The 16,148-nt window shown below is 42.6% G+C and carries 11 protein-coding genes; 2 read left to right on the plus strand and 9 right to left on the minus strand.

The annotated features are described in order from the left end of the window. Nucleotides 1–8 precede the first annotated feature (8 nt). The 4 genes from MKX34_RS21030 to MKX34_RS21045 all read right to left on the minus strand — a co-directional run bounded on the left by MKX34_RS21030 (nucleotide 9) and on the right by MKX34_RS21045 (nucleotide 4,311). The gene (locus tag MKX34_RS21030) at nucleotides 9–818 is read right to left on the minus strand and encodes a GNAT family N-acetyltransferase (RefSeq protein ID WP_076296810.1); all 810 of its coding nucleotides are present in this window, start codon (nucleotides 816–818) and stop codon (nucleotides 9–11) included. A 207-nt stretch (nucleotides 819–1,025) separates the two neighbouring features. Next, a complete protein-coding gene (locus MKX34_RS21035) occupies nucleotides 1,026–1,253 on the minus strand; it encodes a hypothetical protein (protein ID WP_038572358.1) in 228 nt (75 codons plus the stop codon). Between the two features lie 64 nt (nucleotides 1,254–1,317). Then, entirely contained in the window at nucleotides 1,318–1,518 is a 201-nt protein-coding gene (locus tag MKX34_RS21040; protein ID WP_036685790.1) for a cold-shock protein, read from the minus strand. A gap of 684 nt (nucleotides 1,519–2,202) precedes the next feature. After that, a complete protein-coding gene (locus tag MKX34_RS21045; protein ID WP_052097158.1) occupies nucleotides 2,203–4,311 on the minus strand; it encodes a methyl-accepting chemotaxis protein in 2,109 nt (702 codons plus the stop codon). A 177-nt stretch (nucleotides 4,312–4,488) separates the two neighbouring features. Between MKX34_RS21045 and MKX34_RS21050 the strand changes: the two genes are divergently transcribed. Continuing rightward, nucleotides 4,489–4,893, plus strand: a complete 405-nt coding sequence (locus MKX34_RS21050) for a CBS domain-containing protein (protein ID WP_038572361.1) — start codon at nucleotides 4,489–4,491, stop codon at nucleotides 4,891–4,893. A gap of 54 nt (nucleotides 4,894–4,947) precedes the next feature. Here the strand turns inward: MKX34_RS21050 and map are convergent, their stop codons facing one another. Further along, nucleotides 4,948–5,694 (minus strand): type I methionyl aminopeptidase, encoded by a 747-nt coding sequence (gene map / locus MKX34_RS21055; RefSeq protein ID WP_036685786.1) that lies wholly within the window; start codon nucleotides 5,692–5,694, stop codon nucleotides 4,948–4,950. A gap of 399 nt (nucleotides 5,695–6,093) precedes the next feature. Here map and MKX34_RS21060 point away from each other — a divergent pair, with 399 nt between their 5' ends. Beyond that, nucleotides 6,094–7,797, plus strand: a complete 1,704-nt coding sequence (locus tag MKX34_RS21060; RefSeq protein WP_076296811.1) for a cellulase family glycosylhydrolase — start codon at nucleotides 6,094–6,096, stop codon at nucleotides 7,795–7,797. 868 nt (nucleotides 7,798–8,665) lie between these two features. Here the strand turns inward: MKX34_RS21060 and cysI are convergent. The 4 genes from cysI to MKX34_RS21080 all read right to left on the minus strand — a co-directional run bounded on the left by cysI (nucleotide 8,666) and on the right by MKX34_RS21080 (nucleotide 16,146). Next, nucleotides 8,666–10,390 carry an assimilatory sulfite reductase (NADPH) hemoprotein subunit gene (cysI, locus tag MKX34_RS21065; protein WP_076100127.1) on the minus strand — a complete coding sequence of 575 codons (1,725 nt, stop codon included), beginning with the start codon at nucleotides 10,388–10,390 and terminating at the stop codon, nucleotides 8,666–8,668. 46 nt (nucleotides 10,391–10,436) lie between these two features. Next, nucleotides 10,437–12,293: an assimilatory sulfite reductase (NADPH) flavoprotein subunit gene (locus MKX34_RS21070; protein WP_076100412.1), complete on the minus strand. Its 1,857-nt coding sequence runs from the start codon at nucleotides 12,291–12,293 to the stop codon at nucleotides 10,437–10,439. A gap of 234 nt (nucleotides 12,294–12,527) precedes the next feature. Continuing rightward, nucleotides 12,528–15,788 (minus strand): ATP-binding protein, encoded by a 3,261-nt coding sequence (locus MKX34_RS21075; RefSeq protein ID WP_076296812.1) that lies wholly within the window; start codon nucleotides 15,786–15,788, stop codon nucleotides 12,528–12,530. Then, nucleotides 15,766–16,146 carry a response regulator gene (locus MKX34_RS21080; protein ID WP_036685780.1) on the minus strand — a complete coding sequence of 127 codons (381 nt, stop codon included), beginning with the start codon at nucleotides 16,144–16,146 and terminating at the stop codon, nucleotides 15,766–15,768. Before MKX34_RS21080 ends, MKX34_RS21075 begins: the two co-directional genes overlap by 23 nt. Nucleotides 16,147–16,148: the final 2 nt, after the last annotated feature.

Here is a 16,148-nt window from a genome sequence, read left to right on the forward strand (position 1 = left end):
TCGGATCCTTAACCCTTCCTGATGACGGATTCTACCAGCCGATAATAGGGAATCATGTAGGTTGTCTCAAAGCCTAATCTATGCGCTAAGTTGAAAGAACCTTCGTTATCCAGACGACACGCCCACACCGGCTCAAGCTGATGTTCTAGACAGTATTCGATTAAGGCTGAACAGACAGCGTAGGCATAGCCCTTCCCCCGATGTGCTTCTGAGGTTTCTATGCCAATTTCCAGTTGATGCTCATTAACAAAACCCGAAAATGCCGTAGAGGCAATTTCCCCAGCATCAAGAATATTGAAGCCCAGCCCCTCAGCAAGAAATTGCTCTTCATTCCTCCAAAAATCCTTAGGATTGACACCTCCTGTTGCCGCCATAAACCGTTCTTTGTTCATTCGCACCACTTCAAGGTCTTGGTTAAGATAAGAAGCTTTCTGGTTCAGATATCTCTCGCGGTTAAAGCTGAAGTTGACCCTTGTATTTCTATGGAGCATTTCCTGTTCACTCCAATGAGCGATAACTTCCGGCCAACCTCCCGCTGGATCAGCCTGCAGCAACTCTTGATGATGCCGAATCATATTTTTATTGGTTATGTAATCAAAAAGGTCGCGCTTAAACTCTTCATTATCCGACTCACCAATTAATAAAGACATTCCACAAGGGTGTGCAATGTAAAAAGCACGCGGGTTAACGATATCGTCAACATATAAGCTGCCAGGTATGACTTGCTTCACCACTGACTCAGCGAACATCGTATTTATTTTCACTTTTCCTAAAGGCTCAATAGCTTTGTAATAATCTTTACTCTCTAGTCGTTTCATAATTTTCTCCTTAGATATCACGTAATGTTTTGATAGATAACCACCAGTATGTGAGGATATTTTTTGCTGGATGACACTGTTACCTAAAATATCCCATTATTATAGACGATCTTCGGGTCGATAAGTTTCTATTTATAAGAAATTTGTGAGACAAAAAAAGACCATATCCTATCAAGGATTGGTCTACCCTATTTATTAATGCTGATCTTAGGTTTTTTTCACAATCATATCGATCTCGCTCTTCAGTAAAAGATATCTGACGACACTTCTCATGATCGGAACTTTAGTCAACTTATGCTGATCTACATAACTTTTCATTTGGTCTTTAGACAGCCCAAGCAAGCTTCCCGCTTCAGACACCGTCAATACTTCCTTGTTACTTGTAGCGTTAAAGGTTTTCTTAACTTTTAAATTCCAGTCTTCAAACACCTGCATTTACATCCGCCACCTTTCTATAAAAAAATCCCCAAACGATACGTTTGGGGATTCATTTTACTACTTACAGTTTTACAACATTCTCAGCTTGTTGACCACGATTGCCTTGAACTACGTTAAATTCTACACGTTGTCCTTCATCCAGGGACTTAAATCCGTCACCAGTAATTGCGCTGAAATGTACGAATACATCTTCTCCACCTTCAACCTCGATAAAACCAAAACCTTTGTCTGCGTTAAACCATTTCACTGTTCCTGTTTGCATAATATAATTACCACCTTATTTTTATTTACATGTTATTCTTATCCTCAAAAAATCTCTTACAAAATCTCTAAAAAAATAAAAATTCACATATGGTACAAGGTTATTAACGTCTAAAGAATAACCCTCTACGCTATGTGAATTCGCCAGGTAAATACTTTCGATAGATTGATTATAGCACAGCTAACACCAAATAGATACTCTTCTGCATTATGAACAAAATGGGAAGAAAGAAGGAGCTGTGTCATAAGTGATTCTACGAGCGGAGACTGACCTCCTCACTTTCAAAATCTTAAAATCAACAAAATAGCGATTCTTCTGTTCTCGAAGAATCGCTGTTCGGCGTTTTTTGGTCATTCGCGGCCTGCTTCAACTACACTTTCATTATCCTGCGGGGCTTTCGGACTCAGTTGACGTTATTTTCATGTTTTTATCCTTTACAGCTAGAATTCGGACTCCAGCGACGTTATTCCTTGGAAAGAGGCTCATATTAAGCATTTTTCGGGCCAATAGCTGCACTGGAGTCCGATAACATTCCAAATATCGGATAATCCTACGTTTAAGGACCACTGTGTCCCTTAGCAGGTTACTAAGCGTATTTTCCAGTGACTAAGCATGTGCTTTCGACACAGCAGTCATTTTCATAGCTTAGGGGATAGCCCTTTTTCTAAAATTTGAAAAGGGAATTTAAATTTTAAAATAGGACAATTTATCCAACAGGTCTTGCACCATTGAGCTAAGTGACTCCGACGAAGCTGAGATCTCTTCCATAGAAGCAAGCTGCTCCTCTGAGGCTGCTGCCACACTTTGGGAGTCAGATGAAGCTTCCGAAGCAAGATCGGCTAATTGTTTAACTGTAACTGAAATTTGCTCCGTACCCGCGGTCATCTGCTGTGCAGCTGCTGACACCTCTTGGATTTGATCAGTCACCTGCGTCATCTCTGTCAGAATCGAAGTAAATAAAAGATCACTATCAGATACACTTTGCACACCAAGAATTACTTTTTCATTGCCGACAGCCATTGCTTGTGAAGCTTGATTAGTATCTTGCACCACATCTTCAACCAAAGCAGTAACTTGTTCGGCAGCTTTTTTAGTCTGATCTGCCAGCATACGAATTTCTGAGGCCACTACAGCAAAACCTCGGCCATGTTCACCCACTCTGGACGCCTCAATAGCCGCATTTAGTGCCAACAGATTGGTCTGTTTACTTATGTTCGAAATCAGGCCTATAATCCCGCTGATCTGAGCAGATCGTTCGCCTAAACGTTCGATTGCCAGACTCGTCTCATCCACAGACAGCTTTAACTCTGACATTTGGTTCACTGCCATTTGAAGCTGCGCACTGCCCTTTTTCGTCTGATCGGTAACTTCATCTGCAGACGCAGACACCGATGACGAAGAGTCAGCGATCCGTTGCACTCCAACATTCAGCTCGCTCATCGCCATTGAAGAATCACCCGCATAATCACTCTGCAGCTGCGCTCCTTCGGCTACTCGTCCAATTGCCACAGCAATTTGTTCAGCAGCTTTCCCAGTCTGCTCAGCGTTAGCTGTCAGCTCTTCAGAGGTAGCTCCCACAGACATTGATAAATCAGCGACAAGTCCAAACATTTCTCGAAGCTTATGGGTCATATGATTAAAATGTGTAGCCATCTTGCCGAATTCATCATCATTTCGAACCTGCAGGGTTTGAGTCAAATCACCCTGAGACATCAGCTGCAATTTATCAGATAACAAGCGAAGCGGTTTAACTACCATCAACCATAGCTGAAGACCAACAATAACAGCTAAAATCAAAATACCAATAATCATAATGATAAAAAATTCTGTTTTGGCTTGTTCATAATCAGCCATGATAACATCCTTAGAAATCGCTGTCTGTGTGTACCAGACCTGGTCACTTCCAGGCATTGGTATCGGAACAAAAGTCCGCAGCACGTCTTCTCCCTTGGAATTTATCGTGTATCCCAGTGTGGCCTCCCCATTCTTCACACGCTTCCACAGTAATGTTTTATCTTCTGTATCACCGAACTCTTTGAGTACACTTTGAGGATCATTTGGATTGGCTGCATATTTGCCATTACCAGTGATTAAAGAAACATAACCTCCCAGAGGTTTATAGTTAACAGCTTCTTCCTGCAATTGGGTTAACGAAACATCGAACCCTACAGTCCCAAGAAATGCACCCGTTTTATCCAAAATCGGCAGCATGACCGAAATCATCTCTATTGCTCCACCAGTCGTCTCATAGGAATAGGGTTCAATATAGACCGGTTTTTTCTCTTTTTTAGGTAAAAGGTAATAATCACCCGCACCTTCTACATCGTAATTTTTTAAGGGTTCAACCTTAATTGCACCTTGATTTCTAAAGACATAAGGAATAAAACGCCCCGTACCGTCATCATATGGCATCTTATTTATATTAGCCTGATCGTTCTGATCAAAAGCATTGGGTTCCCATAATATGCTCATCCCAAAAATTTCTGGTCTGTGCTCAAGCATAGTTTTCATTGTAGAAACAACATCTTCACGGTCCAAGGTTTGACGTTCTCTTGATTCAATCAGTACCTCAGCGAGCGCTTCACCCGTCGACTGAATGTCTATCATTCTATTCTGAATGGTCTCCGCATAACTTTTCCCTGCGATCTCTGCCTGAAGTTCACCGTTGGATATGCTCACACTACGCAGATTAGCCAGGTTTGCGACTAAACTAAAGAAAAAGATCACAATAATTACTAAACTTACCACCATAACAAACTTAAACGTTAAAGAAAGCCTTCGATACAATGCCATCTGAACAACTCCACTCTAGGATAATATATCTTTAATCGACAAAATACGACCTCTATTCAATAGGACTTATTACCTATAATTCAAGGGATGAAAATTTAAAATTCTATCCATTCCAAAAGTATGTTTAAATAAAAGTAGCCTATTCAAAAAAAACATAATACAAAGGAGTTCATGCCGATGGAAATATCCTCTTTTTTGTTGCCAAAAGATCAAGTTGCCTATATCACTAACTCACTATCCATGCTGGAAGCCTTAGAACAATTAGAACAGCACCATTACACGGCTATCCCTATTATTGATAATGAAGGAAAATATGTAGGAACACTTTCGGAGGGTGATCTATTGTGGAAGCTGAAAAACACAGCAGATTTAACCTTTGACAATATAGGGGAAGTTCCAGTAAGCGACATCCAAAAGCATGTTCATAACGAAAGTGTTCTCATTAATGCAGAAATGGAGGATATGCTGACGCTTGCTGCGGATCAGAATTTCGTTCCTGTGATTGATAATGAGGGTGTATTTGTTGGAATTATTAGGAGAAAAGATATCATTGAATATTACACTCGCAACATTACAGATTAATAAAAAATGACCAATCTCAATTACGGAGACTGGTCATTTTATTTTTCATCAAAATTACAGTTCAGTCAGGATAATCGTTCCTTGTGGGGTAATCGCTAAAGTATGCTCATATTGTGCTGACAATCCACCGTCAATGGTACGCGCAGTCCAACCATCCGCATCAATTTTTGTTCTGTAACTGCCTGTGTTCAGCATGGGCTCAATGGTAAATACCATCCCCTCTTTAAGACGAGGCCCTCTCCCTGCTGGACCATAGTGAGGCACTTCCGGAGCTTCATGCATTTCTGAACCGATCCCGTGGCCAATAAAATCACGTACTACAGAAAATCCGTTAGACTCTGCATAAACTTGGATGGCATGCGCAACATCCCCGATACGGTTGCCTGCAACCGCCTGCTCGATTCCACGGAATAACGATTCCTTAGTAGTGTCTAGAAGTTTGGTCGCCTGTTCACTAATATTGCCAATGCCGTAAGACCAGGCCGAATCTGCCAACCAGCCGTTTAAGTTAACAACCATGTCAATGGTTACGATATCCCCGTCTTTTAGCGGCTCTTTTTTCGGGAATCCGTGGCATATTACATCATTTACAGATGCACAGGTTGCGTACGGGTACCCATTATATCCTTTTTGCTCAGGAGTAGCTCCTTGAGACAATATAAATTTTTCTGCAAATTCATCAATTTCCCAGGTCGTAATACCAGGCTGCAAAATTTGCGCAATTTGACGATGACATTCAGCGAGAATTTTTCCCGCCGCACGCATTTTTTCGATCTCTTCCATCGTTTTCATGATAATCATAATATCGCCTCTTCTGTACAGAACTCATCGCTCTCGGGCAACGGTTCTTCTTTTGTATTTAGTTTACCCTTTATATTATGAAAGAAAATCGCGAGAAATCCAAATCATTAGTCAAAAAAAATTATATTTTCCTTCCTGAATCTAAAAATAACATCATTTTTTTATGATAATGTTAGATGAAAGACGAGTGCCTGATCAGCACTTCATCTTATTTTCTAATAAAACATAAAGTTATTGTTATCGTTAAATTATTTATTATTCCTAAAAATTCCCTTATATGTTATATTCAAAATAACTGAGGAGGTGATACATGCCTGTAATTGAGTGCATTTACTGCAACCACCTGAAGGATACGCATAATCTAAGAAGCAACCCTATTTGATTAAGGAGGAAATGTTGATGAAATTCAGTAAGCATTTTTCGTTCCGGAAAATCAGTTTGTTAGTATTAATCAGTATCCTTACTCTTTCTATATCTCTACCTCAACAGCAGGCAGCGGCAGCAAACACTTCTGTTAAAGGTTTTTATGTAAGCGGTACCACTTTATACGATGCTACTGGCAGTCCTTTTGTAATGCGTGGGGTGAATCATGCACACACTTGGTACAAAAACGATCTGGCTACTGCAATACCGGCCATCGCAGCGACTGGCTCCAATACCGTCAGAATTGTACTTTCTAATGGCAGCAAGTGGTCTCTCGATACTTTAGCTGATGTCCAAAATATTCTAAAGCTTTGTGATCAGTATAAAATGATTGCCATGCTAGAAGTGCATGATGCTACGGGCTCAGACAACACCTCTGACCTTAATGCTGCAGTAAACTATTGGATCAGCATCAAGGATGCTTTGATCGGTAAAGAAGATCGTGTCATTGTGAATATTGCTAATGAATGGTACGGTTCTTGGAACACTGCAACATGGGCTAGTGGATACCAAGCGGCAATTCCTGCGTTAAGAAATGCGGGCATTAAGAACACTTTAGTTGTAGATGCAGCGGGATGGGGTCAATACCCACAATCTATTTTCACTAGTGGTCAGGCTGTATTTAATTCAGATACTTTAAAAAATACCATTTTCTCTATTCATATGTACGAATATGCTGGAGGTAATGCTGCTACAGTTAAGAGTAATATCGATAGTGCCTTGGCTATTGGAGCCCCTGTAATTATCGGCGAATTCGGTGACAAGCACACGGGTGGAGATGTCGATGAAGCCACCATTTTGAGCTACACTAAGGAAAAAAAGGTGGGCTGGCTCGCCTGGTCCTGGTATGGTAATGGCGGAGGCGTTGAATATCTGGATCTAGCCAGCGGTCCAGCAGGAACACTCAGCAACTGGGGAAATACAGTCGTTAATGGAGCAAACGGAACCTTAGCAACCTCTATGCTTAATAAAATTTACACAACACCTGGTTACCAACCTGTGCCGGATGGTGGCACTACACCTACACCAACACCTACACCTACACCTACACCTACACCTACACCTACACCTACACCTACACCTACACCTACGCCAACAGCTACACCAACACCAACGCCAACAGCTACACCTACACCTACACCTACACCTACACCTACACCAACGCCAACGCCAACACCAACGCCAACAGCAACAGTAACACCTACAGCCACTCCTACCGGCTCGCCATCCAGTAATCTGGCACTTTACTACCGTGCAGCAGATACCAATGCTACAGATAACTCAATCAAACCTTACTTCAACATTTATAACAACGGAACAACGGCAGTCAATCTAAATGGACTGAAAATTCGTTATTACTTTACTAAAGATGGAAGCGCCTCCCTCAATGGTCTGATCGATTGGGCGCAGATCGGTGCTTCTAATATATCGGTTGCCCTTGGGTCCACTAGTGGAACGAACGCCGACTCTTATGTTGAGCTTACTTTCAACGCTAGCGCGGGCTCCATACCTGCCGGTGGACAGTCAGGAGAAATCCAATTACGAGTGCATAAAAGCGACTGGTCTAACTTCAATGAAGCAAATGACTATTCGTTCGACCCAACCAAAGTTTCCTTCAGCACTTGGAACAAAGTAACCTTGTATCAAAACGATGTACTGCTCTCCGGCATCGCTCCTTAAAAACATAAACCAGCGAGCCTCCCAAGATTGGGGACTTGCTGGTTTTTAAAATTAGATCTGTTGTAGCGCAGATGTTAGGATAATGCTTACTTATAGTAGCTCAAAAGATGACTGTTGTTAGATTTGTCAGTCAACAGTGATTTACTGCTGTTAGTCTGCTCCCGGACTGTTGTTACTTTGATGTTAGTCTACTGCCGGACTGTTACTACTTTGATGTTAGTTTACTATTGCTCGTCTATTGTTCCGCTAGTCGGTTGCTGCTCTTTTGTTTGGCTATTCTGCGTACTACTCTACTGTTGCTCCTACTGATCTGATTTCACTCTTTCACACTATCTAATTCGACTCTTTCATTACTCTGACGTTAATCTACTATCACTCATCTGCTGCTCATCTGCCGTTCTTTACCTTTTGAGCGCTTTGTTGAGATTTTCGGACTCAGATGACGCTATTAGTTCAATTTAAGCCGTTTTGAGTAACTTTCGGACTGGAGAGACGCTATTCCTCTGAAAAAGGCCTATTTCGGCCTCTTTTCATACCCATAACAGCGCTGGTGTCCGAATACTCTGCAAATTGGCAAGGTTTCAGAAAATAAGGGCTCCTGAGTCCGTCACCTTGTTAGTCTACTGCCGCTCGTCGCGCTCATCTACTGCTCTACTATCGCTCATCTACTACTCATCTTCCGCTCATCTACTACTCGTATGCGCTTATCTGCTGCTTATCTGCTGCTCATTTACTCTTGTCTACCGTCTTTACCTCTGGAGCATTATGTTTACGACACGACACCCCGCGCATCTAACTACGCCCAAACCACAAAAAATACCCCGGCAGCCATCAACTGGCCCCGGGACATTTTTAAATCTACTTTCATTTAGTCATGGAAATTAAGTCCAGAGGTAACGGCTTTAACATAATCTGCACGGATCACGAAATCTCCAAAATGCTCACCTTGTTGACGTTCTTTGGCATATCGGTGAAGAATAGGTTCAAGCGTCTCTAGGATCTCCTTCTCATCTATGTTTTCTTTATACATTTTATTCAGGCGATCACCCGTAAAGCCTGCTCCTAAATACATATTATATCTGCCTGGAGCCTTGCCGATAAACGAGATTTCACCCAGCGCTGGTCTAGCACATCCATTAGGGCAGCCGGTCATCCGGATTACAATTTCCTCGTCGCGCAAACCAGCTTTATCTATAACAAGCTCCAGCTTATCTATCAACGAAGGCAGATAACGTTCCGCTTCAGCCATCGCAAGTCCGCAGGTTGGCAGTGCTACACAGGACATGGAGCTGCGCCGCAATGCAGAAAGATGTGCTCCATCTGTAAGTCCATGCTGTTTAGCCAGCTCAGCTACTTTTCGTTTTTTGGCAGTAGTGACGTTGGCAATCGTTAGATTCTGATTCGGCGTTAGCCGGAAATCTCCAGTATGGATTTTAGCAATCTCCCGCAAGCCAGTCATCAAGGTGTATCCTTCTTGGTCATGAATCCGTCCGCTTTGGATATAAAGTGTCAGATTCCATTTTCCATTGGTACCCTTCACCCAGCCGTAACGGTCTCCGTTGTGATCAAAATGATAATCATGTGCCGCTTCAAGCTGCCATCCGAGTCTTTCATGCAGTTCGTCAACGAACCATTCCAGACCGTGGCGGTCAATCGTATATTTGAACCTTGCATTTTTGCGGACAGAGCGATTGCCATAATCCCGCTGGATCGTTACGGTCTTTTCTGCCACATCAATCAACTGTTCGGGACGGCAAAAACCAATAATACGTCCCAACTGAGGATAAGTACTGGTATCCCCATGAGTCATCCCCATACCGCCGCCTACAGAAACGTTAAAGCCTACTAGCTTCTCATTTTCCAGAATAGCGATAAAACCCAGATCTTGCGAGAATACATCCACATCATTAGAAGGTGGCACCGCTAAACCAATCTTAAATTTACGAGGTAAATATACCGGACCATAGATTGGTTCTACTTCCGCACGTTCGCCTAAGCTATCTACTACCTTTTCACCGTCTAGCCAAATCTCATGGTAGGCGGGAGTACGTGGGGATAAGTGATCACTCACTTTGCGCGCCCATTCATAGACCTCTGCATGCACCTCTGACTGGTAAGGATTCGGATTACTCATTACGTTACGGTTAACATCGCCGCAAGCTGCCAGCGTCGTCATCAGCGTATCATTAATGCTGCGAATGGTTTTCTTAAGATTCCATTTGAGTACCCCGTGCATTTGAAACGCCTGTCTGGTAGTCAGACGTAAGGTCCCATTACCGTATTTTTGTGCCAGATCATCCATCACTAGCCACTGCTCTGGTGTCGCTACCCCGCCTGGGGCAACTACACGAAGCATGAACTGAAATGCAGGCTCCAGCTTTTGCCGTTCACGCTCATTGCGTAAATCCCGATCGTCCTGCATATAACTTCCGTGAAATTTCAGCAGCCGATTATCATCTTCCGGCAAACCTCCGGTAATCGGATTGCTTAATGTCTCAACAAGCGCGCCCCGCAGATAGTTACTCTCTTGCTTAATGTGTTCAACATCACTTGGAGGCCCGCCGATCGGCTTAACCTTTTCATTGTTTGCCATTGTTGTTATCTCCCCCCGAAGTCATTCGATAACTTTCCTCTATCCATTAGTAAACATCACGTTGGTAGCGCTGCGCCTGCTGCATATTATCCAAATAAGCTGCCGCTTCTTCAGGACTCAGCCCACCCTCATGCTGGATGACAGTAATCAGAGCAGAATGAACATCATGTGCCATATGCTTCTCGTCACCGCAAATGTAAATATGAGCTCCCGCTTGCAGCCATTCGTAGACCTCGCGGCTCTTTTCCAGAATGCGATGCTGAACATATACTTTCTCTTCGGTATCACGGGAGAAAGCAACATCCAGCTTAGTTAACAAGCCGTCTTTTAGCATTCTCTGCCAGTCCGTCTGATAGAGGAAGTCCGTCACGAAATGCCGATCTCCGTAGAACAGCCATGATTTACCTTCCACCCCAAGCTCGCCACGTTCCTCCAAGAAAGAGCGGAAGGGTGCAACGCCTGTCCCCGGTCCAATCATAATGATCGGCGCATCAGGATTTGTTGGAAGCTTAAAGTTAGGATTATGTTGAATGTAGATGGGCAACGTATCTCCCGGCTGGACTCTTTCAGCACAATGTACCGAGCAGACCCCATAACGCTCACGGCCATGTGCCTCATAACGTACAGCTCTAACCGTTAAATGAACCTCATCTGGATTAGCTTTATAGCTGCTAGCAATTGAATAGAGTCGTGCTGGAAGCTTGCGCAAAATAGTCACAAAGTTACTGGCTGAACCTTCCCATGGAGAGAAGTCCTGAACCAAATCGAGCAGATCGCGGCCTTGAATATATTCCTTAAGCTGTTGCGCACGTTCTGGCGCCAATAAATCCTTTAGTTTGTTAGAAGAAGATAACTTCGCCGCTTGCTCAAGCAACGGTTTGGTTAATACAGTGATTTCATAGTGGTGAAGAAGTGCCTCACGTAAGGAACCTTCTTCCCCTTTTTTATTAAATGGAACAATATCATTAGGATTCCAGCCCATAGTATGAATAATAGCGTCTACCAATTCAGGATGATTCTCCGGGTAGACACCCAGCGCATCCCCTGGCTCAAATTGTATGTTAGAGCCTTCTAGTGATAGCTCCAAATGGCGGGTCTCCCGGTCGGAACCGCGTCCGTTCAGATTTAGATTTTCTAATACTTCCGCTTTAAAAGGATTGTTGCGGGTATACAAAGGCTCCTGAGAATCTGTGTCTTCCGCAGCTTGAACCGCTTTTGCCGCAATGGCCGGAGCATTTAAATGTGCATTTAAGGCACCAATCACGCCTTCAAACCATTCGGTAACCGAATCATCATAATCAAGATCACAATCCACACGCGGACTTAACCGCTTGCCGCCAAGTTCCTCAAGCCGCTGATCGAAGTCTTTGCCGGTCTGACAAAAGAATTCGTAAGAGGTATCCCCCAGTGCCAACACTGAGAACTTCAGATTCTCTAATTGAGGGGCTCTTTTGCTATAGAGAAATTCATGGAACATCCGTGCATTATCTGGCGGCTCGCCTTCACCGTGAGTACTGACCAGCAATAGGAGGTTCTCAACCTTCTTAAGTGCATTGGGCTTAAAGCTGTTCATCGCAGTGATCGTGACCTGAAATCCTTGCTCCTCCAGCTTGCGGGACAAGCTCCCAGCCAGCCGTTGGCAATTCCCTGTCTGGGACCCAAACAACACGGTCACTTCACGTGAAGCTACAGGTTGACTAACGGCACTACCTTCCGCATTTCCTATCGTATTTGATTGCACTGCTTGAACCCCGGCACCTGCCGATGGTGCAGTAGTAAGGCCCATGGCCGACAAATAACCGCTAAGCCATATTTGCTGTGTCTCCGTTAAGGATGGTAGAAGACGATTGAGTAGCTCGACTTGGCTCTCGTTAAAAGGACTGTTCGTTACCTGTAGTTGCAACAATATCCACCTCTCCTAAACATGAAATCTTCTGATGATCCGTACCTCATGAAATCAGGCTATCACAATAATTGTAAACGATCAATGATGTCGATTTAACCTAATAATTGTAATTTATTGAAAAAGTATCTATATAGTACGTAAAAACCGATCAAAACAGTATGATTTAACCTGTTTTGATCGGTTTCATTATAAAAAGTGATACTATTTATAAAATATTGTGATAAATAAAAGCTATAATTTTTGCTTACTTTCGGGAAATAACACCTCGCCGATCCCCGTCTTAATCTTCACTATCTCCTCAAGCGTATTCGATAGCTCGCCGGGCGGATAAGGTTTAGTTAAATATTTTTGAATTACATCGTTTAATTGATTCTTATCCGATTGATCCAGAGCAGAAGAAATAACGATAGGGATATTTTCAGTTCTTGGATCTTCTTTAAGCATTCGGATCAAATCCCAGCCATCCAGCTCTTCACCCAACATCAAATCTACCACTATCGCCACAAATGGTGTTTTCAAGGCCTGATCAAAAGCTTGCTGTGGATGGTAATGATGGGTAACACGGAAGCCCTTCCCTTTAAGCTCTTCTGATAAAAGCAACGAAAGACTGTAATCATCTTCAACGATCATTACATTAGGCTTGAGCTCTTTATCGGTGCTCCATTTATTAAGCTCATCCTGTTGCCGGCTCGCTTCCGCATGGAGGATAGGGAGGCTAAACCAGACGGTAGTGCCTTCTCCTTCTACGGAATCTATACCGATATTTCCCTTTTGCTTCTCAATGATCTCCTTACAGATAGCAAGTCCAAGTCCTGTTCCTCCAATTCTTTTAGAGGCGCTATTATCCACTCTTCTGAATTTTTGGAATAGCTGTCCTATTTGATCCTTAGGAATGCCAAGACCATTATCCTGGATACGTACAATAATCCTATCCGACTCGTTATGCAGCAGTACTTTAACTTCATTGTTATCAGGCGAGAACTTAATCGCATTACTTAACAGATTCGTCAGAACTTGGACAATCTTATCCTTGTCCACATCAACATCCGCATTCAAAGCCTCATCCACTAGGAGCACATGATGGGTACTGCTCAGTTTATATTGATCAATTACGCCTAATACAATTTCACTGAGATTCAAATGCTCCGTGATATATTGCTGCTTACCTGACTCCATTCTCTGCAAATCAAGAAAATCATTTATGAGCTCCGTCAGTCGTTTAGCTTCTTTATGAATCGTCTCCAGATATTTAAGCTGCTTCTCAGGCTTCATGGTCTTAGACAATAGCAGTTCTGTGAAACCAAGCACACTCGATAGCGGTGTTCTTAGCTCATGACTTACCGTACTGACAAGATCAGATTTCATAAGGTCCAGCTCATATTCTCTAGTGATATCTCTGTAGACAAACAATGTACCAATACGCAGCTCGCGACGGAATACAGGGATCGCATACACATCAATATGCTTCATCGATTCAGTTCCAATGGAGTATTGCATGCTGCTGGATTCCAGAGCATCCTCAGCAATCGCTTTTTCAAAAAACATCCGAAGTTCATGGTTCTCATTCGAGTGCTCGATGAAATAATCCATCCATTTCTGTCGGGGAATCAAAGTTCCTTCTGTCCACTCATAATTAAAAATGTTGCTCAACGCTTTATTCATCTGCAGGAGCATACCTTCTGTATTCACAAATTGTATGCCCTCGTTCACATTATTTACGATGTCCCGATTCAGCTTTCGTCCATGTTCAATCTCTTCATACATGAATAAACGTTCAATCGCCAGCGCTACGCGGTTCATCATCCCCTGAACCTCATTAATCTCTTCTTTGCTGAAGGAATGACCAATCCGGCTGCCACAGAACACTGCAAGAATCTCATCCTCTGCGTTCACAACAGTAGTGTAGAAGTCGTAAACATAGACCTCACTCGCAGAAATCCCTTGCTCTGGTTGTGTGGCCAAACGCTTGATTAGGTACGTTTTTTCCGCTTGCAAGCGATATAACATCTCATTGTTCTCATGATCAAGATAACGCTCCACATTCTCCTGCGGAATGCCTTTCACAGCCGCGATATTATCTTTCACAAGCAGGAAGAAACTCGAATCAAAGGCATACAGGCGATGCATAAACTCAATAAACTTATCGGCAAATTCATGCTTATCCAAGGTATAAGTAATATCATGATTCAGCTGATTATTAAGCTCAAGCATCATCTTGGTCTGTTCTGTATTTTTTAACGTTTCGGCTAGCTCCTGCTGCACGCTATTCATTGAGGTGATATCGTTCGCAATAAGGATGTATTGATAAATCACACCCTCTTCATTCAGGTACGGCACAATCGTTAGTTGCAGCCAGATGGGCAATCCGTCTTTGGCTAGAATCTGCAGCTCATTGTTCCACACTCCGCCTGTATTTAATTTGTTAAAAATTTTCTGATAACCCTCGTCAGAGATATTATAAAGTTCAAATAACTTATAGGTGTAACCGATAATCTCAGACTTTTTATAGCGGGTATATCCACTTAAATTATCATTCGCGTAGGTAAAGACACCTTTAGCAGTAAGGATCCCGACCGCAGACGATTGATCCAAAGCTTTCATCATACTTTCAATTTCACTAAGCGAGCGTTGCAGCCTATATTGCTGATCCTGAAGTTCATCCTGCTGCGCATGCAGCTCTTCATTCTGCATCATCAATTCTTCTTCTTTATCTTGAATACTTCTAGCCATATTAAGAAAAGCATCATAAAGTCGGCCAATTTCATCTTGATTCTTAAGCTTGCCCAGAAGAATTTCTTCTCCTGCAGCCAGGGAATGGGTTGCCCCTTCCAGCTTCAGAATAGGATCTATAAGGTTCTTCAGAATCCGCCAGATCATAAAGGTGAAGATTAGCAGAATAATCGTGCTGAAAAAGAATGCGATAAAGGTAAATTCATTGGCACGTTTGATGTAATCCATAGCCATAGTATTTAATGCGGCATCGGATCGTTGCTTGTACTCTTTTGTATACATTAAAAAATCATTCACTGATTTCGTGTTCCCATCTGCGGATAGAGCTCTCAAAGACACATAATCATCTGCCTCGACAAACCGAATCGCTTCAGGTAAAACTTTAGTTTTGTACTGAACATAAAATGCTTTCAAACCATCTCTAAACAAGGCTTCTTCCGGAGATAAATTGAGATTAGAATAGGTATCCAGAATCTTATCAAAGTTAACAAGTCCTAGGTTTAGGAGATCTAATTCATTGGCACTCTTAAGTGCGCTGAATCCCCTCGCTCGGAAAAAAACCTCATTTAATGCAGTCGCCAATTCGTTAATCGTGTCCGCCTTATTCTGCAGAACTTCACGGTCTCTACTTAATTTGTTCTGCTCATTATTTATGAAAAATAAAAATACAGATCCCATAATAATGATTAACGAAAAAACCAAGGCAATGATACGAAAATATCTATTTTTAATACTGTGATTAGAGCTGCTTCCCTTTGTCACTTAGGATCCCCTCCACAATCTGCAAGAGTTCCATCGGACTAAAAGGTTTTGGCATAAAATAACGTGCGCCTGCATCTACCGCTCGAAGACGATCTACATCTTGGGCTTTGGCTGTTAACATTAAAATAGCTGTAGCCTTCTTTTTCTCATCATCCAGTTGGCCTAGGACTTCAATCCCTGTCATTTCAGGCATCATATAATCCAATATCACCAAATCATAATGATCCTGTGACAATTTTGAAAGCGCCTCTAATCCGTTCTCGGCAGTATGGATCTCCACGTCTTCCAAATCTTCTAAGGTGTCTACAATTAACATTCGTAATACTTCTTCATCATCCACTACCATTACCTTTTGCATAG

The sequence above is a fragment of the Paenibacillus sp. FSL R5-0636 genome, from assembly GCF_037974255.1.
Taxonomy (GTDB): Bacteria; Bacillota; Bacilli; order Paenibacillales; family Paenibacillaceae; genus Paenibacillus_AQ; species Paenibacillus_AQ odorifer.